Genomic DNA, 21807 nt, shown 5'->3' with positions numbered 1-21807 from the left:
CCCAACCCCTGAAAAAGCACACATTTTGTCACTTAAGTCGACACGCCGAGAAAAGCACACATTTTGTCGCTTAACCCGAAGGCTCGCCTGTGAAGATCGACGACAGCGGATTGTTCTGGGCTGAACTGGCCTCCGCTTCAGCTGGCGGTACCTGAGCTTGGGCAAGCGGTACTACCACCGAGACTGCTAGGACACAGCGTTTTCGTACAGGGATCGGCATAGGGAAACTGTACCAACCATACTGACGGACCGACCAAGGTAAACAAAGCAAAACAGCCAGTGCAACGCACTGGCTGTTACTTGTACCCCGTACGGGATTTGAACCCGTGTTACCGCCGTGAGAGGGCGACGTCCTAGGCCGCTAGACGAACGGGGCATTAGGACACAGAACCAAAGTTCTGTAGCTGGCCTACCTGGACTCGAACCAAGAATGACGGTACCAGAAACCGTTGTGTTGCCAATTACACCATAGGCCATTGTTTTTCTTCACTCACAAGACTAAACTGTTTCTTTCGTTTTGCCTTGCTCGCTCTGAACAACGATGACTACTATAACCATAAAGCCCAATACGAAACAAATCGCCTGGTCATAATAGAAAAAGAGGTATCGCAAACCATGCGATACCTCTTCGACTTCGCCAATGCTCGTTAGGCCCGTTAAGCCTCCGGCGCAGTGTACGGAGTAACCTCACGCGCAGCGCGCAAGCGCGCCATCGTGGACTGCTTACCCAGCAGCTCCATCGACTCGAAGAGTGGTGGAGAAACCTGCTCCCCGGAGATTCCAACACGGAGCGCACCGAACGCAACGCGTGGCTTCAACTCCAGTTCTTCGATCAGCGCGGTGTGCAGAGCCTTCTCAATGGACTCAGTAGTCCAGTCATCTTCAGCAATGGCGTCGAGTGCCGCAATGCCGGCGTCGAGAGGCTGGACAGCAGTGTCCTTGAGGTTCTTCTTCGCCGCTTTCTCGTTGAGGACAAGATCTGCATCCGGAGTAACAAGGAACTTCAGCAGTCCATACGCATCTGACAGGACCTTGATACGGGTCTGAACCAACTCGGCGGCGAGTGCGAACTTGTCAGCCGGGTAGTCGACTGGGAAGTCGGTGAACTCGGTCAGGTAATCACGCAGGCGCTGTTCGAAGTCCTTTGGCTCAAGCAAGCGGATGTGGTCAGCGTTGATCGCCTCTAGCTTCTTCTGGTCGAAGCGCGCAGGGTTACCAAGCACATCAGAAACATCGAACGCCTCGACAAGCTGATCAACGCTGAAGATGTCTTCATCAGAAGACAGCGACCAGCCCAGCAGCGCGAGGTAATTGATCATGCCCTCCGGGATGATGCCGTTGTCGCGGTGATTAAACAGGTTCGATTCCGGATCGCGCTTGGAAAGCTTCTTATTGCCCTGCCCCATCACGAACGGCAGATGCGCAAACTCAGGAGTGAACTCAGCGACGCCGATACGCTGGAGCGCCTCATACAGAGCAAGCTGGCGCGGAGTCGAGGAAAGCAAGTCTTCACCACGCAGGACGTGCGTGACCTGCATCAGCGCGTCATCAACTGGGTTGACCAGCGTGTACAGCGGCGCACCGTTCGAACGTGCAACAACGTAGTCTGGCTGCGTCTGCGACTTGAACGTCACTTCGCCACGCACCAAGTCGTTCCAGGTCCAGTCCTTGTCCGGCATGCGCAGACGCCAAACTGGCTTGCGGCCTTCAGCCTCGTATGCAGCGATCTGTTCTTCGGTCAGGTCGCGGTCGAAGTTGTCGTAGCCAAGCTGGGGGTCCCGCCCTGCCGCCTTGTGCCGCGCCTGAACCTCCTCGTTCGTGGAGTACGCCGGGTAGACCTCCCCGGCTTCGATCAGCTTGTCCAGGACTTCCTTGTAGATATCCATTCGCTGCGACTGGCGGTAAGGCTCGTGTGGGCCGCCTACCAAAACGCCTTCATCCCAATCCAGGCCCAGCCACTTCAAGGAGTCGATGATTGCCTGGTAGGACTCTTCCGAGTCACGTGCGGCGTCGGTATCTTCAATGCGGAAAATCAGCGTGCCGCCACTGTGTCGTGCCTGTGCCCAGTTGAACAAGGCCGTACGTACCATACCGACATGGGGCGTACCTGTTGGAGACGGACAAAATCGGACACGCATCTTTGCTGGTTTATTCATGTGCTTTATCGTAGCGCCCCTGCCCCATCAAGGCGCATATGGCAGGCCCTTAGTACGGGCTACGGGACTGCGCCTAGTAAAATATGACCACATGTGTTCAGCCCGCCCCACCACTGCGCCCGACTTCCTGCTTTCCCGAAGCACCGGTTCAGTGCGCACGCAAGGTACCAATCAAACGTTCTCAGACGCATGGAAAGCTATCGACGCCCTCGAGTCCGGCGACGTCGAGATGGTGGTAGGCGCTCTCCCATTCGATAAAGACACGCCCGCGGCGCTGACAGTGCCCGAATCCATAGTCCGGGAATCTGGCACGCTCGAGCCTCATCCTTACTATCGAGTCGGCCCAGGCTCAAAGCTGCACGCGTCGCTTATCGACGTCGATCCCACCCCGGAAGAACACCTGCGCCGGGTTGAAGCAGCGGTCTCCACGATCCAGGGGTCCATGTTGGACAAGGTGGTCCTTGCTCGTGCAGTGGACATCGCATTCGATCCACCCGTCGATCCTCGCCTGGTCGCCGCGCGCCTGATTGACCTTTCTTATACCCGCGACGGGTTCATCGCAGACCTCACACCGAGCGGGCGTGTCGGCCACTTCTTCGTGGGCTCATCACCTGAGGTTTTGGTGCGCCGCAAAGGCAATATCGTGAGTTCGTATCCGCTAGCAGGATCAGCTGCCCGTGTCCCACACGACCCTGCGGCTGATGAGGCGAATGGTCAGGCACTCTTTGCTTCCGCCAAGGATCGCGACGAGCACGCGTACGTGGTCGAGCACATCCGCGAGATTCTGGCGCCACTGTGTTCCCAACTCGACATTCCAGACGGACCACAACTGGATAAGACTTCAGAAATGTGGCATCTTGCCACCCCAATCCGCGGCGTTCTGAAAGACCCTGCGCCAACAGCGCTCGACCTTGCGCTTCGCCTCTACCCCACCCCAGCTGTTTGCGGTACCCCGCAAGCCGCGGCGGAGGCGCTCATCACCACCGCAGAGACCGACCGAGGGTTCTATGCTGGCACCGTCGGCTATACCGACAAGAGCGGCGATGGCGAATACATGGTTGCGATCCGCTGCGCGGAGGTCAACGCCGCGGGCACTCAGGCTCGCGCCTGGGCTGGCGGCGGGCTCGTCGCAGATTCCGTCCCGCAAGATGAGCTCGACGAGACCACAGCCAAACTGCGCACCATCATGCGTGCGCTCGGCCTTTAGCCCCAACTAGGCGCGCGCCACCGGGTTAGTCAGCGAGCCGATACCTGGGATCTCAATCTCAATCACGTCGCCCGGGACCATTTCCGCGGTCCCCGCAGGTGAGCCAGTTGCGATGACATCGCCCGGAAGCAACGTGAATGACTCGCTGACCCACTCGACGATTTCGCCGATCGACTTAATCATCTGGTCCGAGTTGGAATCCTGCTTTGTCGCAGTCTCCCCCTCATGTGTGAGGTGCGCCTTGATCGGCAGCGAATCAAAATTGAAGCGCTCAAGATCTGTCTCAATCCATGGCCCTAGCGGAGCGAAGGTATCCATGCCCTTCGCGCGTGCCCACTGCCCATCGGAGAACTGGAGATCGCGCGAGCTGACGTCGTTAATAATGGTGACACCACGCACTACCGACTTCCACTGGTCCGCTTTCACGTTCTTACACGGCACGCCGATGACGAGTGCAAGCTCTCCCTCGAACTCAACGCGGGTAGCGAACTTGGGGATGCGAATTGGCGCGCCGGGACCGACAACTGCTGTCGGCGGTTTGATGAAAATCGTCGGCGGCAAATCATCCGCGGTCTGTTGAAAGACTTCCTTGACGTGGTCCGCGTAGTTGCGGCCGACTGCCACAATTTTCGACGGCAGCGTCGGTGCAAGCAGCCTCACGTCTTCAAGCTTCCACTCTTTGCCGGTGAACTCGGGGTCGGTGAATGGTGTACCAGCAATGGCACGCGCGGTCGTCGCCGCTTCATCAATGACAGCGAAGGTCATGCCTTCGGGTGTAGCAATTCGTCCAAAACGCATAGGGACGAGCATACAACCCCGAAGGCTGCTCGCACTTTATTGGTAGCTCACGAACCACGGCCGAGGTTGGACGTCGTTGTATGTCTGCTCCGGGCTAAAGGTTGGGGTGTCCTCGTCGATAAAGTTCTTCCACGCCATGAAGTAATCAGGACTCAAACCTTGACGCAGGACGTTCCAGGTATCAAACTTCTGCTCCGGCACGCCGTGGCCGTCCGCATGGAGCACCCACGCCAATTCCGGCTGGTCAGTGCGGATATTTTCACGATCCGGGTACATGTCCAGCCTGAACTGGTGCAGGATGAGCATCTTTTGTGGCAGTTTGTGCTCTCGAACGAGGGCCGCAAGCCAATCAGCAACAGCATTAATCTCGCCCGAAGTTGCCGACCCGATACGGGACAATGGCTGCTCGCCGGGATTCAGCTTCCACTCGGCATCGAGGGCCAACCCCACGTTCGGCCGAAGCAGGAGCTCTTCGTAGAGGCGGGCCTGGTGAAGGAAATCACCCTGACCGGGTTGGAGGTCGAGCACTGCGTAGCCACCAGCCTCAGTGATCGCATCGATGTATGGTACGAGGTCCTCGATCGCTGTCTCGTTGGAGTAGTCGCCGTCAGGGCCGGGAGATTGCGAAGCCACCGTGACAATAATCTCGAACGCAGGGATCACCGGCTGCCCGTCCAACGGTTGGTACTGTTGCGCATACGATGTTGCTAGCTGCGCCGCTTCAGCCGGAGGCTGCTCCCCCATAACACCGAGTGCTGGGCCCGACGGGTGCCCGTACAGCGCAATCATGCGCCGTCCGGGAAAGACAAGACCGCCACCTCCAGGTAATTCACCGTGGGTCGCGAGCGTGATCTTGTCCCGGTACATTTCGGTGTTGCCCCATTGCAGTCCAAGGGCGAGCGTGTCTTGCTCCAGCACTGTGCGCATAGCGTCTGAGGTGACACGTGGATCCGGGAACTGCAAGACTTCGAGTTCCGCACCTGCTGCACGCGCGGACACGGCGGCTCCAAGCGACGTCTCCTCTGTCACCAGGACCGGTGGCAGTGTGAGTGCCCCAGGTTGCTGTGGCTGCGTAGCCGCAACTGCGGCGATATCACGCTCAGGGTTGTCGCTTTGCAGCGGCTCCACGCCCGCTTCCTCTGATGGCGTGATGACTTCGGTGGCGCCTAGACGTTGAATCTCTACATCAACAGTCTCGTCTGTACCTGGCCAACGCACTAACAAAGGGATGCCACGTTCCAGGGCGATTGCCGCACCAAGCAGTTGCGACTCCCGCTCCTTACCCGCGACAACCACAGCGTCCGACGCTGGATACAACCGCTTCGAAACTTCCGCACCGGTACCGTCTGGGTCTTGAATAACCTCGGCACCGGACATCTCCAAGGCTTGCGCGCCCTGCGCTCCTTTTTCGGCGTCGCCAGTTGCGCACGCACTCAAGCTTGCCGTTGCGACACCGAGCGCAACGATGACGCTGCCAACACGATGCCGGGTCGAAGCCATCTTCAATGTCTCCCGCCTTTCCTACACGGAGGTCCTGTTTAAATCTGGCCTCAACCCTACGTGGTTACCTCAGCGCGGCAGCAATCCGGTCGCCAACCTCAGTCGTCACTATCTCAGCCCCTTCGCGGCCCGTCACTTCCTTTTCCACGGCCGCTTCAATTTTCTGGGCATTGTCTTCATCGCCGAGGAAGCGCAGCATCATCGCGACGGAGAGAATCATCGCGCACGGGTCGGCGATCCCCTGACCTGCAATATCCGGTGCAGAACCGTGGACTGGCTCAAACATCGAAGGCGTGACCTTTGCCGCGTTGATATTGCCCGAGCACGCAAGGCCCACACCACCCGCAACTGCGCCGGCCAAGTCAGTCAAAATATCGCCGAACAGGTTATCCGTCACAATGACGTCGTACTGCGAAGGGTCGCTGACCATGTAAATAGTCGTCGCGTCGATGTGGTGGTAGTTCGTGGTCACCTCCGGGAACTCCTGCGCGACCTCGTCGAAGACTCGCTGCCACAAACCACCAGCGTTGACCAGGACGTTCGTTTTGTGCACAAGAGTCAACTTCTTGCGGCGCTGCTGAGCAAGTTCAAAGGCGTAGCGCACGACGCGCTCAACACCGTAATAAGTGTTTTGAGAAACCTCGGAGGCAACCTCATGCTCGGTACCTTCGCGCAGCGTGCCACCATTGCCGGCATAGAGCCCCTCGGTTCCCTCGCGGACAACTACAAAGTCAATGTCACCCGGCCGTGCCAGCGGCGAGGTCACACTCTTGTACAGGCGCGACGGGCGCAGGTTGACATAGTGATCCAGCTTGAAGCGCAGTGGCAACAGGAGCCCGCGCTCAAGCACACCAGCGGGAACCTTTCGCGGGTCCCCGACTGCGCCGAGCAGGATTGCGTCATGTTCACACAGCGCCTCGAGGTCACCGTCCGTGAGTAGCTCGCCGTTACGCAGGTATCGACGCGCACCGAGGTCAAAATCCGTGGTATCTACGTCCGAGCGAACAGCATTCAAAACTTTGAGCCCCTCTGCCATCACTTCAGGGCCGATGCCGTCCCCACCAATAACAGCAACCTTCATTTTTGGGATTCCTTTCTCACCAGACGGACAGTGCGTTTAGTGTAACACTGTCCGCCCGTGAGGGAACCGCCTTTAGGAATCCAAATCGAGCTGGATCGAAGTGGCGTCGATAGACTGCGCGATCTGCTCCTCGAGCTGCTCTGGAACTTCCTTATCCACGCGCAGGATAAGCACCGCACCGTCGCCCTTCGTGGTGCGAGTCAGCGCGGCAGCATCGATATTGATATCGTGCGCACCAAGCTGCGAACCCACCTTTCCGAGCGCTCCAGGGACATCGGTGTAGCGGAAGAACAAGTTGCGGCCTTCCGCACGCATGTCTACACCGCGACCATTGATGCGAACGATCTTCTCAACGCCCTCCAGGCTCGTCAGCGCGCCAGTCACCGTAGCGGTCTGCCCTTCTGCCCCAACGGCCTGGACCTCGAGCGCGCTGCGGTGCGTCAGTGCTTCAGTCTCTGTCTCGACCGTATAGCTCAATCCGCGGGCCTCAGCGATAGCAGGTGCGTTCACAAACGTCACAGGCTCATCGACGATGCCCGAGAACAGACCGCGCACAGCAGACAGGCCCAACAGGTTGACTTCCTCCGTGGACAGCTCACCGCGAGCCGTCACCTTCAGCGATACCGGAGCCTCTTCCAGTAGCTTGCCTGCAAGCAGCCCAAGCTTGCGCGACAAGTCGAGCCAACGAGCTACCTCCTCGCCCGCGTTGCCACCAGCAACGTTGACAGCATCAGCGACGAACTCGCCGGCCAGTGCCTTCAACACAGAATCCGCAACGTCAGTACCCGCGCGGTCCTGCGCCTCAGCCGTAGATGCGCCAAGGTGCGGCGTTACGACGACCTCTTCGAGTTCAAACAGCGGCGAATCCGTGCACGGCTCGGTTGCATACACGTCGAAACCTGCACCACGAATGTGGCCAGACTTGATGGCGTCGGCAAGCGCCTGCTCATCAACGAGGCCACCGCGGGCCGCATTGATAATGATCTGTCCCGGCTTGGCCTTCGAAAGCAGCTCCGCATTGAACATGCCTGCAGTTTCTTTCGTCTTCGGCAAGTGGATCGTCACAAAATCTGCACGAGCCATCAGCTCCTCGAGCTCGACGAGCTCGACACCCATCTGCGCTGCACGCGCAGGGTTCGCGTAAGGGTCGTATGCGACGATCGTGGTTTCGAACGCAGACAGACGGTGCGCGAACAGCTGGCCAATGTGCCCGAAGCCGACAATGCCTACGGTCTTGCCGAAGATCTCGGTGCCTTTAAACGCCGAGCGCTTCCACTCACCATTACGCAGCGTGGAATCAGCTGCCGGAATCTGGCGAGCGGTAGAAAGCAGCAATGCGATTGCGTGCTCACAGGCTGAGTGAATATTCGAGGTCGGGGCGTTAGCAACCATCACACCGTGCTCGGTTGCCGCCGGAATATCAACGTTGTCAAGACCGACACCAGCACGGCCGATAATCTTAAGGTTTGCACCTGCTTCGATCACCTCACGATCGACCGTCGTTGCTGAGCGAACAAGCAGCGCGTCCGCGGCGGGGACTGCCGCGAGCAGCGCCTCACGGTTTGGGCCATCTACCCACTGGACTTCCACCGCGTCGCCAAGTGCGTCAACGGTTGACTGGGAAAGTTTATCGGCGATGAGGACAACAGGTTTCGACATAAGAATGGGGTCTCCTGAGAATCAAACAGAGTGGATACCCCGAACACCTTAATAGGTCAGTTACCGGTTGTCCTGCGGTTAGCCTGATACTTTTCTTCCGCTTGCGAAATCCTGCGCGATAGCTCGTCGCTGGTCCCGAAATCGGTTCCAAGTGCAACGAGCGGGCCGTCCGCTAACCCTGCAAGAGCAAATAGTGTTTCAAAGGATGCTCTCGGGTCCGGCTCGTCCACGAAGACAACCTTCGCCCCAAAGCTGCGCGCATTCGCGATCGCGGCAATCGAAGTATTCGCCGTCGCCACAACCAACGGAGCCATATCGGCATCCCTGCGGGAGAGAATCGGGAATGGTCTTGCCTGCGCCCCCTTCATCACGGCAGGGTCCGCCCACGCGGCTCTCAGCCAGGTCGGCTCACGCGAGCGCAACTTCGCCACTTCCTGCGCAGCAGACTCGGGTGAGGATATCAATCGTTCCTCAAACATCAGCGACGTCATCGGGCCTAAAGCTCCCCGCCCACCCGGGTCGCGGTACACACGCATCCGTCCAGTGGTTTGCGCCAGTGGCACATCACCAACCGTAAGCACCGTATAGGTATGTAAACGCTCGGTTTCTTGCAGAATCTCGTTGTGTCGGTTCGGGTCGTAGACCAACATCGGGGCGTGGGCAACAACGGCGATTGAGGCAGCTCGCAGCTGTGCTTCTACTGAAGGATCCGACACCACTAGCGTCTCGGAAGCACGGAAGAAATACTGCAACGATGCAAGCCCCGTCCGGTCTGCTAACACGACAGGATGCTGCTCAAACATCGCTGATACATGGCGCGACTGGTTGACTTTCCTCGCCTCTCCCAGCGGGCCTAATTGTTGCTCTGGCGAGCAAGCAACAAGCAGCGTTGCCACGCACAACAATGCGAGGCAACGCTGCCGTATCCCAACCTGCTTAATCCTCTTCGCCTTCCGGCTCTTCCTGCTCAACTTCTGGCGCCTCAAACTCAGGCTCTTCAGCAGCTGGTGCAGGTTCTACTTCTGGCTCGGGCTCTTCAGAGAAATCAACCTCTGACTCAAGTGGGCCATCAATATCGCGGATCACGGCCTTATCAAGCGCATACTCGACAATCCCGACGAAACGTTCGCGACGATCCGCCAAGAACTCCGTCCACTGAGAGTTCAGCAAGAAAATTGGCGTCATCTCATGGCCTTCGAGGACTTCATCAAACTCGTCGTCGTCCATGAGCGACTTCGACTGCAGGCGCGGAATGTAGCGCTTCGGCTGATTGTCCTCAATCAGCACATCCGTGCGCTTACCCATCGGCGTGCGGTTGAGCACCGACTGTGCAACGACTGGGTCAGCGCCAATGTCATCACAAAACGCAGGTGGGAACACAGTGTTGAAGTACGGCTGCAGCTCCGCAAACGTCTCCCGGTTGAACGGCTTTCCTGTCCTCCAGTCGAGCGCGCCGCGTGCCATCAGCAGTGCGTACAGTCCGCGGTAGACACCGCTTTCCTCCGTCGCCGTAAGCAAACGAGACTCCGAGAACGTGGCGTCGGACACTGTACGTGGCGTCGCGTCAGTCTCTTGCAGCACCCACGGGGTGACCTCGGTAACGTCGAGGCCCGCACGGATCGTCGGTGCGTGCGCACCGTAGAGCTCTCCAAACACCCCCGACCAGTACCAGCGGTTTAGACGGTCCTTCGACTCCTGGCTACGGTCCCACTGCGGATGCTCTGCCAAACGCGCCAAAATCGTAGCCAGTGGCACAATCTGCGAGGTGTACGGGACCTGATCCACGCTGAGAATACAACGCTCAGCCATAAACTCAGCCGCCGCCTTAAACGCATCCGCCATTTCTTGCGCATGCTGGCGGTAGTCATCGAGGGAAAGGTTCAAGATGTCGCCGCGGTGTCCAACAGCGTGTCCATGCCGACTCGTCAGCAAAAGTGACATCGCGCGGAGGAATTCAATGCGCCCAATGTCATCCAAAGCTGGGTACTCGCGCAACTGCTTTTCGACGCCCCGCCAATGCTCAGCAAGCAAAAAGTCAGGATCTTGCGTAGCAAACATGGCCGTCAGCAACTCGAAAACATCCATCTGGACACCCGCCGAGTTTGCGTGGGCGAAGATTTGGCCAACGCCAATCTGCGAGGTCTCCCGGTCAATGCGGATCACTGGAACATCGTAGGCCGGCATCCAGCGCATGACTTCGTTCAGGAAGAGCTTGACCGCGTCGCGCATTTCATGATCCTCGGCATCCGCCGCCATGTCTAAAAGCAGGTCATTGCCCTCTTTCCAGAGCAACAGCGACACCGGCACGACACCGTGCTTCAGCATGTCCTCCCGGTTCCGGATGCCCTCCGGAATATCCGGTCCAAAGTGCGAACGGATCTGGCCTTCTTCGTCAACAGCGAAGACTGCTTCAACCGGCATTGGATCGGCAGAGACGGCCGTCCGCACATCCACAAAGAACTGGCGGTGAATGCGTCGACCAAGGAAGTCTACGGTCGGGACGATGCCGTCGCCCTTAAATGCGTGGTACAGCGAAGTGAGGCGCTGCTGGCCGTCGAGAAGCAACAGCCCCGGTTGCGGTTCCTTGACGCTCGGCTCGAGCCCTTCGAGCGGGCGCGGGCGAAATCGCATCGGTGTCCCGCGTGTATCCAACGCGAGGAACGAGCCGATTGGATAGCCGCGCAAGACTGAGGTAACCAGGGTGCGAATGCGGTCAACATCCCAGATATACTCGCGCTGAAAATCGGGTAGCTGCAGCTCTCCGCGCTCAGCCCGCGCGAAGAGATCCTTGAGTGAATAGCTTGGCGTAGTAAAACCCATAAGTCATACTTTAGAACAGAATCAACAAACATTCTCGTGGCCGCGGTGTTCGGGCAGCTCCACCTGGATCGTGGAATGCTCAATCCCCAGCTCACGCAATACTTCTTGGGCGTCGTCGAGAACACGGGCTCCTTGCTCACCAGGGTGCTTAACCACGTGAACCGTCGCCAATACGGACACCCCATCGAGCGACCACAGGTGCAAGTCATGGATATCCACCACACCGGCAATTGCTCGCAGGGCCGGTTCGACGCTCTCAACATCGAATCCCGGAGGGACCTGCTCCAGTAGCACCTGGAGGGAGTGACGGAGCAGCGACCACGCCCGTGGCAACACCAACGCCGCGATCAAGAAGGAAGCGATAACGTCCGGCAGCTGGCTGCCAGTAAAAGCAATCACCGCACCGGCGACGAGCACCGCAACCGAACCGAGCATGTCCACAAGTACGTGCAAAAACGCGCCCTCAACGTTGACGGAGTTTTCCCTTTGGCTATGCAGCACCCACGCAGATACCGCGTTTGCGACCAAGCCGATGAGGGCGATCACCATCATCGGTGCCGTGTCAATCTCAGTAGGTGCAGAGATTCGACGAATGGCCTGCACCACGATCCAGACAGAAATCACAAGCACCGTCAGCGCGTTGGTCGCCGCGGCCAGTACTTCAACGCGCCGATATCCATACGTGGCCTTCATCGAGGCTGCCCGCTTCCCTATCACCACGGCGATCACCGCAATGATCAGTCCAGCAGCGTCCGACAGCATGTGCATGGCATCGGCCATCAGCGCCATCGAACCGGTGAGCCAGCCACCGATCAATTCTGCGAAAAAGACCACGCTGGTGACTCCCAGCGCGATCAGCAGGGCACGCAGTGGCGCGTCGCCGACGTGATCGTGGTCGTGAGTGTGAGCGTGGTCCTGGCTATGCGACATGCCGTAATTCTAATCCACCTTTTAATATCGGCAAAGCGGGCAACTTCGGAAGCAATCAGAACGATTTTTGCTAGCCTGGACCAAAAAGAAAGGAAACACGTGACTCAGCAACCACACGAAACCCCAAACAACCCCCCACTCGAGATACCAGAGGAGCGACGCCACCTTCCCGCTCCATCCGAGCCAACTCCGCAGAACGGCGGTTGGTGGAAGTGGCTCCTTGGCATCCTCGTCTTCCTCCTTCTCGCATGGCTACTGTGGTCCCTGTTCGCCGGCGGCCAAAGTGAAGAAGAATTCAACAACAACCAGCCCAGCGTGACGGCAACTGAAACCGTCGATATCACCACCACGATGACAGAAGACACCACGGAAACGGTTGAGCCTGCTACCGAGACGAACACTGACGCTTCCGAACCGACAGTGCCGGAAGAAGTCACTACCACAGTGAATCTCGACGAAGTCCTTAGCGACGCACCCGAATCCGAGATGGCACCAGCGCAATAGCGCAAAGCACAAACAAAACTGGGAGCGGCCCTTCTGTTGGGTCGCTCCCAGTTTTTACGTTATGAGAAAGCCTAGGCGGTCTCATTCAGCGGGTTCTGCACCCAGCTCATCATCGAGCGCAGTTCCTTGCCGGTCTTCTCAATCGGGTGCGAGGAGACCTTGGCGCGCAGGTCCTCCAGCTCCTTGTTACCGTTCTTCACGTTCTCAACGAGGCGCTTGGTGAAGGTGCCATCCTGGATATCACGCAGCACGTCACGCATGCGGTCTTTAACGCCCTCGTCGATGAGGCGCGGACCAGACAGGTAGCCACCGAACTCTGCGGTATCGGAGATGGAGTAGTTCATGTTCGCCATGCCACCTTCGTAGATCAGATCCACGATCAGCTTCATCTCGTGCAGGCACTCGAAGTACGCCATTTCTGGCTCGTAGCCAGCCTCGACGAGGACATCGAAGCCCGTCATGATGAGATCCTCCAGGCCACCGCACAGAACGGCCTGCTCTCCGAACAGGTCGGTGACGGTTTCAGCCTCGAAGGTCGTCGGGATGACACCGGCACGAGCACCACCGATTGCTGCAGCGTACGAGAGTGCCAGGTCGCGGCCATTGCCCTCCGGGTCCTGCTCGACAGCAATCAGGCACGGCACGCCCTTGCCCTCAGTAAACGTACGACGCACCAAATGGCCCGGGCCCTTCGGCGCAACCATGCCCACGATGATGTCGTCCGCTGGTTCAATCAGGTTGAAGTGGATGTTCAGGCCGTGACCGAAGAACAGGGCGTCGCCAGCCTTCAGGTTTGGCTCAATATCGTTGCGGAAGATTTCTGCCTGGGAAGTATCCGGTGCCAGCAACATGATGACGTCCGCCCATGCGGAAGCATCAGCGTTGCTCTTGACCTCGAAGCCAGCCTCCTTGGCCTTTTCCGCGCTCTTCGAGCCCTCACGCAGGCCGATCACAACATCGACGCCGGATTCACGCAAGTTCTGCGCGTGCGCGTGGCCCTGCGATCCATAGCCGATTACTGCAACTTTCTTTCCCTGGATGATGGACAGGTCTGCATCCTGGTCGTAAAAAACTTCAATAGCCATGAGTCGGCTCACCTTTCTTTATGCGTATGGAGAAATATATCGGAGTTAATAGCGTCGCGCTTAGGATTGCGATGCCATTGTTTCGGCGCCGCGCGAAAGCGCGACATCACCGGAACTCGCAAGCTCGCGAATTCCGAAGGGCTCGAGTACTTCAAGCAACGCCCGCAGCTTTGCGGGCGTGCCCGTCGCTTCAATCACGAGGGACTCGGGCGAGACGTCGACGACACGTGCGCGGAAGATGTTCGCGGCATCCACGACCTGCGGCCTGTTACTGTTGTCCGCGCTCACCTTGACCAGCATCATTGATCGGGCGACGGTGGCGTCGTCGTCAAGCCTCTGGACTTTAATAACCTGGACGAGCTTGTTGAGCTGCTTCTGGATCTGCCCAACGGAGTACTCGCTCGCATCGACCACGATGGTCAGCCGGTTGATGCCTTCGGTCTCAGTGCTTGCCGACACAAGCGAGACCATGTTGTAGCCACGGCGCGTAAACAGAGCGGATACGCGCGTAATGATGCCATCGACATCCTGCACAAGCACCGACAGCCTATGCCGAGTGATTGTTTGCACTGGTGCCATCTTATTTCGCTCCCTCTGTTTCATCTTCGAGTGTCGTCAACACTTCGTGAATTGCTTCTGGGGTTTCCGCGGCGGATTCCTCCATGTCGAAGAACGGCCGCATCCCGAGCGCGTACTGCATGTCTGAGTTCGAAGCGCCCGCAGCGACCATCGGCCAAACCTGTGCGTCCTCGCCGACGATGAACTCAACTACGACCGGCCGATCATTGATACCGCGCGCCCACTCAATCGCGGGGACGACGTCCTCTTCCTTCGTGACGCGAACAGCCTGCGCCCCGAGTGCCTCAGAGAGCTTCACAAAGTCAGGGACGTATGCCTCTTCCCCACCGAGCTTGGTGTGCGAGTAGTTGCCTTCATAGAACAACGTTTGCCACTGGCGGACCATGCCGAGGTTGCCGTTGTTAATCAGGCAGACCTTGATTGGCAAGCCCTCCATCGCCGCGGTGGTGATCTCCTGGTTCGTCATCTGGAAACAACCATCACCGTCGACGGCCCATACCTCTTTATCGGGCATCGCGGCCTTCGCACCCATAGCGGCTGGCACCGCATACCCCATGGTGCCGGCACCGCCGGAGCTCAACCAGTGACGAGGTTTATCGAAGTCCAGGAACTGCGCTGACCACATCTGGTGCTGGCCAACGCCGGACGCGTAAATCGCATCCTTTCCGACGGTCTTCGACAGCATCTCGATCACAAACTGCGGAGAAAGCTTCCCATCGTCTTGCTTGTCGTACCCACGCGGGAACCGCTCCTGGAGATCCTGAAGCCGCTCCATCCAGGCGTCTATCTTCGGCGCCGGAGTATTCGGCGAGCCTGTAAACGCTGCAGTGAGCTGAGCAAGCACCTTCTTCGCATCACCGACGATCGGCACATCAACTGGACGAATCTTCCCGATCTCTGCCGGGTCGATGTCAGCGTGAATCGTGTCCGCGTGAGGCGCGAAAGTGTCAACGTCGCCGGTCACGCGGTCATCAAACCTGGTTCCGATTGCGATCAGGAGATCCGCTTCCTGCAGGGCACCAACCGCCGGCACGGTGCCGTGCATGCCAGGCATGCCCATGTAGCACGGATGGTCCTGCGGGAATGCGCCCAACGCCATCAAGGTAGTCACCACTGGGATGCCAGTGGCCTCGACAAGCTCAAGCAGCTCCTTGTTCGCAGCAGACTTGACGACGCCACCACCGATATATAACACCGGCCGCTTCGCCTGCGAGATTCGCTCCGCAGCCTTCATTACCTGTTCGCTGAGCGGCTCGTCAGCGGGAACATACCCAGTCTCGAGCAGTTTCGGCGGCCACGAGAACTCCATGAGCTGTGCCTGAACATCCTTCGGGATGTCCACAAGCACCGGACCCGGACGGCCACTAGATGCGATGTGGAATGCAGTTGCAATCACACTCGGGATCTCGTTGACGTCCGTGACCATGATGTTGTGCTTAGTGATTGGCATCGTAATGCCACGAATATCCGCCTCTTGGAACGCGTCGGTTCCGATCATTGACGAACCTACCTGGCCGGTGATGGCAACAATCGGGACCGAGTCCAGATAAGCGTCACCGATCGGTGTGACAAGGTTTGTGGCCCCCGGCCCGGAAGTGGCGATGCACACGCCAACCTTTCCAGAAGCAACCGCGTACCCTTCTGCGGCGTGGCCTGCACCTTGCTCATGGCGAACCAGCACATGCCGCAGCTTCTCTGCTGCGAACAGTGCGTCGTAGAGAGGAAGCACCGCGCCACCGGGGAGGCCAAAGACAATCTCGGTACCTAGCTCCTCAAGACTGCGAACGACAGCGTCGGCTCCGGTGATCAGCGGCGCGGTGCGCTCATCACCAGGCTGCGTCGATGCATTCGTCGGGGGCTTGTGTGAAGCAACCACGATGTCGAGCTCCTTAGTGTTTCAAATAACAACAACCATCGAATCAGATCTAAAACAAAAGCCCCCGACCAAGCCGTGTGGCTGTCGAGGGCGCTTGAGTTCGCGACTGACTAGGCAAGCAGTCCGCTACGGCAAGCGCCGGTGCGGAATAAGAATGACTAGTACGTGCGAAATGATCATGAGTTGAATCATACACATTCCACAGGGGAATGTGAGGGATTTGGATTATTATTCAAAAACTATGCCGATGTCATACATTGCCGAACAGATTTGGCGCTGGTTCGCGGAGACGGGGATCAACCTCGCTCTCCTGCTCACACTCGCATTTTTAGTGCCACGAGCTGGCCGTTTCCTGAACCGTCACGCTGAGCGGCAGGTCAAAGAGTCTGGTGAGACGGACGAATCGAAGGGCCGCCTAGCAATCGTGGGCGTCGGTGTATACATCGCCCAGATGGTTGCCTACTTCTTGATTTTCGTCTTTGCACTGCAACAACTCGGCTTTTCACTCGCCGGTGCCGCCATCCCCGCAACGGTTGTATCGGCAGCCATCGGTTTTGGCGCACAGAACATCATCGCGGATTTCCTGGCGGGTTTCTTCATCCTCAGCGAAAAGCAGTTTGGTGTGGGCGACTACGTCGCATTTCAGGGCAACGGGATTGACGTCTCCGGTGAGGTCATTCAGATTACAATGCGCGCAACTCAAATCCGCACCATCGAGCAATCGACCATCTCTATTCCGAACTCGACGGCACGCATATGCATCAACCAATCCAACTACTGGTCCAGCGCGGTCGTCGTCATTCCTGTCCCACTGCTCGGTTCAACGTCTGCGGAAGAGGCGTTGAAGAGGACCCTCACCGCGGCGCAGCGCGCGATTGCGCAACCCGACATTGCCGACGCCACCATCGACGAGGTCGAAGTACAACCCGCAGTAGCGGTAAACGCCCCCGCAACTGTCGGAAGCTCATGGACCGTGGATATGCGCGTGATGGTTCGCACTCAACCATTGATGCAGTGGAAGGTGGAGCGCGCAATCCGCATGGCGATCCTCGACGAGTTTTGGAACGAGTACGGCGCGGCAACAACATTCGAGGGCGCACTGGTGCAAGGTTTGGAACAACCGACCAGGCACTTTGATGTGCAAACGCCCACAGAGCGTATTCCAGAGTTCTTTCCTCAGACGCAGAAGCTGCCCGCGACAGACCCAGTGCCCCAAGATCCGGCAGCAGTTGATGACTTGACGATTACTGATGACGACGCACCTGAACCGAAGCGCGTATTCCGCGGAATTATGCGTATGTCCACAGCGTTCCTCCTCGCGGGGTTCGCGATTCTGCTCATTGTCCGCGGCCTCATGTTGCAACCCGCGGAGGAAAGCAACGCAAATTCCGGTGTTTGGGCGCCGCCTGCCCGACCAGTTGCATCCACGAGCGCCCCCATGCCTGCCACCCAAGAAGAGATCCCTACGTCCGACGTCACCACTACTATTCCAACAGCCACACCAACCACCGAAGCAACCACGCCTTCATCCACAACGACCGAGTCGGAATCATCTGATTGGACGTCCGAAACATCTACATACGAACCACCGGAACCGGCAGCCACGCCAGCTACTCAGGAAGAGACGGCGACGGACGAAGTGGACGTCGATAAAGAGCAACTCCCGCAGCCGTAACAAGATTGGCTAGCATAACTTGCATGACTGACTCGCCCACCACCTTTCGCCCTAGCAAACAACACGTCATTGCGGTTGTCCTCATGACAGGCATCGCGTTGATCGGAATTTCCTGGGCTCCGCTCATTCTTGGCTGGCTGCTGCTCATTCCGCTCGCGTGGTTGCTCTGGATCTTCACCGCCTCCACCACGATCAGCGAACGCGGCATTGCTCTGCGGTACATGGTGAAGCCAAACGTGACCATCGCCTGGTCTGACCTGGCGGGAATTGCATTTCAGGGCGCGAAGGCGAAGGCCACAACTCTTGACGGGGCATCGCACACCATGCCCGGCGTGACCTTTAGTATGCTACCGGAACTTGCAGAAGCTTCCCGGGGCCGAATCACGGACGTCATCACGCAGGCGCAGGAAGCCGCCGACGGAAAATATGAAATCATCAACAAAGACGGCAATAAAGTATTAATGTCGCGAGAAGCCTACGACGAATACGTCAAGGCACACCCTGATCTGCCCGGGCCACGGCCCGAGCCCGCGCCACGTACAAAGGAGTAAGCCGTGATCCCTCTCCGCTCACGAGTCACAACCATTGGCCGCCAAGCTGCAGGCGCACGTGCACTATGGCGAGCAACCGGTACAGAAGAAAATGAGTTCGGCAAGCCGATTGTTGCCATCGTCAACTCATACACGCAGTTCGTTCCTGGCCACGTGCACCTCAAAGAGGTAGGGGAAATTGTTGCGGAAGCTGTACGCGCCGCCGGCGGTGTGCCGAAAGAATTCAACACCATCGCCGTCGACGACGGTATCGCCATGGGTCATTCCGGTATGCTCTACTCCCTGCCCAGCCGCGAGATCATCGCGGATTCGGTGGAGTACATGGTCAACGCCCACACCGTCGACGCAATGGTATGCATCTCCAACTGTGACAAGATCACACCGGGCATGCTGAATGCTTCTTTGCGGCTCAACATCCCTACGGTTTTCGTCTCCGGCGGCCCGATGGAATCAGGCAAGCCAATTAACGTTGGTGGCGTCGAAAAGCCAGCCTCCGACCTTGTTGACGCCATCGCGCTTTCCGCAAACGATGCTGTCTCCGATAACGAACTCGATGCCATCGTCGAAGGCGCCTGCCCTACCTGTGGATCGTGCTCCGGCATGTTCACCGCTAACTCCATGAACTGCCTTACCGAAGCGCTCGGCCTTTCACTGCCTGGCAACGGCACCACTCTGGCCACGCACACAGCGCGCCGTGAGCTGTTCGAAAAAGCTGGCGCCACCATCGTTGACCTGTGCAACCGCTACTACGGAGAGGGCGACACCTCAGTGTTGCCGCGCGAGATCGCAACCGTGCACGCGTTCCGCAACGCAATGGCCCTCGACATGGCCATGGGTGGATCGACGAACACGATTCTGCACATCCTTGCGGCCGCGCAAGAGGGCGAGGTGAACTTCTCACTCGCGGATATCGACGACCTGTCCCACCACATCCCGTGCCTGTCAAAGGTTGCTCCAAACGGCACAGCCCACGTCGAAGATGTCCACCGCGCCGGAGGCATCCCAGCAATCCTCGGCGAGCTCCACCGCGGCGGACTGCTACACGAGGACGTGCACTCAATTGTCTACGACTCCCTCCACGAGTGGCTCAAGGACTGGGATATCCGTGGCACCGGCGCATGTGAAGAAGCCATCGAACTCTTCCACGCCGCGCCGGGTGGCAAGCGAACCACGCAGGCATGCTCGCAGTCAGCGCGGTGGCCGAGCCTGGATACCGATGCCATCCGTGGCGTGATCCACGATGTCGACCACCCGTTTACTTCTGACGGCGGCTTGGTCGTCCTGCGTGGCAACCTTGCTCCGGACGGCGCGATCCTCAAAACTGCAGGTGTTGAAGAAGGTCTCTGGGAGTTCTCGGGACCGGCGCATGTTGTGGACTCGCAAGAGCAGGCGGTGTCGATGATCTTGGCACACGAAGTACTTGAGGGCGAGGTTGTCGTGATCCGCTACGAAGGACCCGCGGGTGGGCCAGGCATGCAGGAGATGCTTCACCCCACTTCCTTCTTGAAGGGTGCCGGACTGGGCACGAAGTGCGCCCTGATTACCGACGGCCGATTCTCCGGCGGCACGTCAGGACTTTCCATCGGACACATCTCACCCGAGGCTGCCCACGGTGGCCTCATCGGCCTGATCGAAAACGGCGATACCGTTTCGATCTCAGTATCTCGGCGCGAGCTCACCCTCGATGTCGACGAAGACGTCCTGGAAAAGCGCCGTGAAGCAATGGAAGCCTCTGAGCACCCGTGGACACCAAATCGTGTCCGCGAAGTGTCGAAGGCTCTCAAGGTGTACGCAAAGATGGCAACATCCGCCGACAAGGGCGCCGTCCGCCAGCTCGACTAGCGGGCAGTCCTGGTTAGGCGAGCGGGTTTACCCCGGCGCCGAACCACCACAGCGCACCAGCTGCGGCTAGCCCAAGGACTGCGAAAATCCAGGAGCTTGCCAGTGGTCGGCGCGCCCACGAGCGGGTCGCGTCGACGCCGTACAGGCCAGGGCCAGCAAACTGCAGCGCGAGCACCACACCGAAAAGCACTGCTGCCAAGACTGTTGCTGGTTCCCACTCGAACACGTTCAGACCAACTCCGCTCACAACAATGCTGTGTAAAACGGCAAAGCCAGTAACTGCGATGCCCACCATCGCTGCAGCTGGCGTCAACAGCCCTAGCAGCAAGAAAACACCTGCGGCGAGCTGCAACGTCGGCAGGATGATAGCCAGGCCGTCGGTAAAAGCGTAGCCCTGCGCAGCAAATTCTGCTTCCAGCCCACCGATACCAGCCGAATCGCCTAGACGGAAGAACACCGCAATCGCTTGCAGGATGAGCGCGAGCCCGATGGTAAGGCGCGCAATCAGCAAGCCAAAGTCGAGCGTACCGCGCTTTGCGTGCTCAACCTTCTCCTCTTCCAGGTCAGAGTCAGCGGCAACATCTGGTTGCGCATAGGTCGTCGGCACCGAATCGAGCGTGTTGTTGGCAACAACCGTTTCGGTCGCCGGTGTGGCATCGAAGCCGCCCGGAGCGTCGGCGTTTGGAAACACCTCAGTGGGAGCAGCCTTCCCCGTCATCGAATAGATTCCCTGAGCCGAGTCGCCTCGAGCCGATCCCTGAAACTCAGGAACGCCTTCGAGTCCACTTACATCCTCGGGTGTAGCATCGCGCAAGTTTTTATCAGTCATGCCTAGCAATCTAGAACAAATCTGCCCGATTACGAGGCTGTACGTCGGCGCGCCACAAAACTTCTTGCACTAAGAGACGCCACCTTCGTTCTAACGTAGCCCCGGAAGCTGGGCCTCTGAACAAAATTAGGTTGAAATCTGTTGTAGTTACTAACATCTCATCACATGCATCGATTCAGTTGGCTTGATGAACACGACACTGAAATTTGGCTCACTATGTGGGCAATGATCTCGTGGATCCCTGCCCGCCTTGACGAAGCACTCAAGGCCAATGAGAGCATGAATCTGTCTGACTACCTTGCACTGGTAGAGATCGCACAAGCTGACGATCAGAAGATCACGATGAGCCAACTCGCGAAGGCAACACAGATGTCTGCATCACGCTTGTCCCATATCGTCGCACGTTTAGAGAGACGTGGGCTCGTGGCGCGAAGCCAAGACTCGACGGACCGCCGCACCAACATCGCCACGCTCACCAAAGACGGCGTCGAATTCATCGTGCGGTCCACGCCCGGTTACCTTCAGAAGCTCCGCGAGCTCGTATTCGATTCCATTACGCCGGAAGAGGCCGACCAACTCAACCGAATCATGAAGAAGATCGTCGCCAAGGCAGGACCAGACCATTAGGGCACGAGCCTAGCCAAGGTAACAGTTCCGTAACGCTTTGGCGTGCATCTCATTCTTTTTGACGCCAGCTTCTCCCTCCACACGTCCC

At 58.4% G+C, this 21807-nt stretch carries 18 protein-coding genes and 2 tRNA genes; 6 read left to right on the top strand and 14 right to left on the bottom strand.

Annotated features, from left to right (window positions below):
- Window positions 1-303: 303 nt before the first annotated feature.
- From KBX13_RS10800 to gltX, 3 genes are all read right to left on the bottom strand, one after another.
- Window positions 304-376: transfer RNA gene (locus KBX13_RS10800), tRNA-Glu, on the bottom strand.
- Between the two features lie 28 nt (window positions 377-404).
- Window positions 405-476, bottom strand: a tRNA-Gln gene (locus KBX13_RS10795).
- Window positions 477-656: 180 nt separating this feature from the next.
- The gene (gene gltX, locus KBX13_RS10790) at window positions 657-2156 is read right to left on the bottom strand and encodes a glutamate--tRNA ligase (RefSeq protein ID WP_256006533.1); all 1500 of its coding nucleotides are present in this window, start codon (window positions 2154-2156) and stop codon (window positions 657-659) included.
- 91 nt (window positions 2157-2247) lie between these two features.
- Between gltX and KBX13_RS10785 the strand changes: the two genes are divergently transcribed.
- A complete protein-coding gene (locus KBX13_RS10785; RefSeq protein ID WP_256022154.1) occupies window positions 2248-3363 on the top strand; it encodes an isochorismate synthase MenF in 1116 nt (371 codons plus the stop codon).
- 6 nt (window positions 3364-3369) lie between these two features.
- On the opposite strand, the gene KBX13_RS10780 is transcribed toward KBX13_RS10785, so the two are convergent.
- From KBX13_RS10780 to KBX13_RS10750, 7 genes are all read right to left on the bottom strand, one after another.
- Entirely contained in the window at window positions 3370-4161 is a 792-nt protein-coding gene (locus KBX13_RS10780) for a fumarylacetoacetate hydrolase family protein (protein WP_083290949.1), read from the bottom strand.
- Between the two features lie 36 nt (window positions 4162-4197).
- Window positions 4198-5661 (bottom strand): cell wall-binding repeat-containing protein, encoded by a 1464-nt coding sequence (locus tag KBX13_RS10775; protein ID WP_256022152.1) that lies wholly within the window; start codon window positions 5659-5661, stop codon window positions 4198-4200.
- Between the two features lie 64 nt (window positions 5662-5725).
- Window positions 5726-6742 carry a 3-isopropylmalate dehydrogenase gene (locus KBX13_RS10770; RefSeq protein ID WP_256022151.1) on the bottom strand — a complete coding sequence of 339 codons (1017 nt, stop codon included), beginning with the start codon at window positions 6740-6742 and terminating at the stop codon, window positions 5726-5728.
- 72 nt (window positions 6743-6814) lie between these two features.
- Window positions 6815-8401: a phosphoglycerate dehydrogenase gene (gene serA, locus KBX13_RS10765; RefSeq protein ID WP_070362573.1), complete on the bottom strand. Its 1587-nt coding sequence runs from the start codon at window positions 8399-8401 to the stop codon at window positions 6815-6817.
- A 56-nt stretch (window positions 8402-8457) separates the two neighbouring features.
- Window positions 8458-9297, bottom strand: a complete 840-nt coding sequence (locus KBX13_RS10760) for a hypothetical protein (RefSeq protein ID WP_240492716.1) — start codon at window positions 9295-9297, stop codon at window positions 8458-8460.
- A gap of 40 nt (window positions 9298-9337) precedes the next feature.
- On the bottom strand, window positions 9338-11221 hold the full coding sequence (locus KBX13_RS10755; protein WP_070479163.1) for a DUF262 domain-containing protein: 1884 nt from the start codon (window positions 11219-11221) through the stop codon (window positions 9338-9340).
- Window positions 11222-11242: 21 nt separating this feature from the next.
- Complete coding sequence (locus tag KBX13_RS10750; RefSeq protein WP_070362575.1) at window positions 11243-12151, bottom strand: cation diffusion facilitator family transporter; 909 nt, start codon at window positions 12149-12151, stop codon at window positions 11243-11245.
- A gap of 99 nt (window positions 12152-12250) precedes the next feature.
- Between KBX13_RS10750 and KBX13_RS10745 the strand changes: the two genes are divergently transcribed.
- Window positions 12251-12655 (top strand): hypothetical protein, encoded by a 405-nt coding sequence (locus tag KBX13_RS10745; protein WP_256006525.1) that lies wholly within the window; start codon window positions 12251-12253, stop codon window positions 12653-12655.
- 71 nt (window positions 12656-12726) lie between these two features.
- Here KBX13_RS10745 and ilvC read toward each other — a convergent pair whose 3' ends face one another.
- From ilvC to KBX13_RS10730, 3 genes are read right to left on the bottom strand one after another with little or no spacing between them, the layout of a single operon-like run.
- Complete coding sequence (gene ilvC, locus KBX13_RS10740) at window positions 12727-13740, bottom strand: ketol-acid reductoisomerase (RefSeq protein WP_070362577.1); 1014 nt, start codon at window positions 13738-13740, stop codon at window positions 12727-12729.
- A 60-nt stretch (window positions 13741-13800) separates the two neighbouring features.
- Complete coding sequence (gene ilvN / locus KBX13_RS10735) at window positions 13801-14319, bottom strand: acetolactate synthase small subunit (RefSeq protein ID WP_070362578.1); 519 nt, start codon at window positions 14317-14319, stop codon at window positions 13801-13803.
- Window position 14320: 1 nt separating this feature from the next.
- Complete coding sequence (locus KBX13_RS10730; RefSeq protein WP_070479167.1) at window positions 14321-16195, bottom strand: acetolactate synthase large subunit; 1875 nt, start codon at window positions 16193-16195, stop codon at window positions 14321-14323.
- 247 nt (window positions 16196-16442) lie between these two features.
- Here KBX13_RS10730 and KBX13_RS10725 point away from each other — a divergent pair, with 247 nt between their 5' ends.
- Genes KBX13_RS10725 through ilvD form a run of 3 tightly spaced genes read left to right on the top strand, consistent with a single transcriptional unit; the run spans window position 16443 to window position 20263 of the window.
- Window positions 16443-17870 (top strand): mechanosensitive ion channel family protein, encoded by a 1428-nt coding sequence (locus tag KBX13_RS10725; RefSeq protein ID WP_256022149.1) that lies wholly within the window; start codon window positions 16443-16445, stop codon window positions 17868-17870.
- Between the two features lie 23 nt (window positions 17871-17893).
- Complete coding sequence (locus tag KBX13_RS10720) at window positions 17894-18421, top strand: PH domain-containing protein (RefSeq protein WP_070976371.1); 528 nt, start codon at window positions 17894-17896, stop codon at window positions 18419-18421.
- A 3-nt stretch (window positions 18422-18424) separates the two neighbouring features.
- Window positions 18425-20263, top strand: a complete 1839-nt coding sequence (gene ilvD / locus KBX13_RS10715; protein ID WP_070976369.1) for a dihydroxy-acid dehydratase — start codon at window positions 18425-18427, stop codon at window positions 20261-20263.
- A 13-nt stretch (window positions 20264-20276) separates the two neighbouring features.
- Here ilvD and KBX13_RS10710 read toward each other — a convergent pair whose 3' ends face one another.
- The gene (locus tag KBX13_RS10710; protein WP_256022147.1) at window positions 20277-21092 is read right to left on the bottom strand and encodes a DoxX family protein; all 816 of its coding nucleotides are present in this window, start codon (window positions 21090-21092) and stop codon (window positions 20277-20279) included.
- Window positions 21093-21257: 165 nt separating this feature from the next.
- On the opposite strand from KBX13_RS10710, the gene KBX13_RS10705 reads away from it, so the two are divergent.
- Complete coding sequence (locus KBX13_RS10705) at window positions 21258-21719, top strand: MarR family winged helix-turn-helix transcriptional regulator (protein WP_070362584.1); 462 nt, start codon at window positions 21258-21260, stop codon at window positions 21717-21719.
- Window positions 21720-21807 lie beyond the last annotated feature (88 nt).

The sequence above is a fragment of the Corynebacterium sp. CCUG 51687 genome, assembly GCF_024453995.1.
Lineage (GTDB): Bacteria > Actinomycetota > Actinomycetes > Mycobacteriales > Mycobacteriaceae > Corynebacterium > Corynebacterium pseudogenitalium.
This window is presented reverse-complemented; position numbering and strand designations above follow the sequence as displayed.